Raw genomic sequence first — 731 nt, forward strand, 5'->3', positions numbered from 1 at the left:
ATTGCGGCTTCAATTTCAGATTCTTTAATTGTTCCATTTGTTCCCAGACCAATCAGATAAGCATCTGGATTAGGCATTTTAGCCTTAGCATTCGTTAAATCTGTTGCAAGCGACTCGGCTTGACGACCAACTGCTGCATCAATATACATATGTGGGAAGACCTCTTGCAAATTTGTTGAAGCGGCAACCATGACCGAATCTCCAAGTGCTAGAACATTCATTTGTGAAGCTTTTTCAGCAACAACGCGTTTGTTACCCATACGTCCAGCAAGTTTTTTACCTTTTGGAACTTTGTTAGCTGCAACAGGACCCATTGAACCAAGTATAAGCTTGTGTTGAGAATTTTGCAGGGCGTTGGTTTTTAACAACCATAGATTTCTTAGCCATTTATGTATTCTCCCTATCTTATTTAGCGAACGGCATGCCGAGTTTAGCAAGCAATTCACGTGATTCTTCGTCAGTGTTAGCAGTTGTTACGATAACAATGTCCATACCACGAACTTTATCAACATCATCATAGTTGATTTCTGGGAAAATCAATTGTTCCTTCACACCAAGTGTGTAGTTACCGCGACCATCAAACGCTTTGTTTGAAACACCGTGGAAGTCACGTACACGTGGGAGTGAAACAGTAACCAATTTGTCCAAGAATTCGAACATACGTTCGCCACGAAGAGTTACTTTCGCACCGATTGGCATACCTTCCTGATCCAAAACCTTTTTCATTAATC

Annotated in this window: 2 protein-coding genes; both read right to left on the bottom strand. The window is 41.0% G+C overall.

Annotated features, from left to right (window positions below; genetic code table 11):
• A partial coding sequence (locus BAZO_RS22760; protein ID WP_003331532.1) for an SGNH/GDSL hydrolase family protein occupies nt 1-368 on the bottom strand: 368 nt, incomplete at its 3' end.
• 37 nt (nt 369-405) lie between these two features.
• A partial coding sequence (gene rpl5 / locus BAZO_RS10805; protein WP_003331533.1) for a large ribosomal subunit protein uL5 occupies nt 406-731 on the bottom strand: 326 nt, incomplete at its 5' end.

The organism is Schinkia azotoformans LMG 9581 (genome assembly GCF_000307855.1).
In the GTDB taxonomy this organism is placed as follows: Bacteria; Bacillota; Bacilli; order Bacillales; family Bacillaceae_J; genus Schinkia; species Schinkia azotoformans.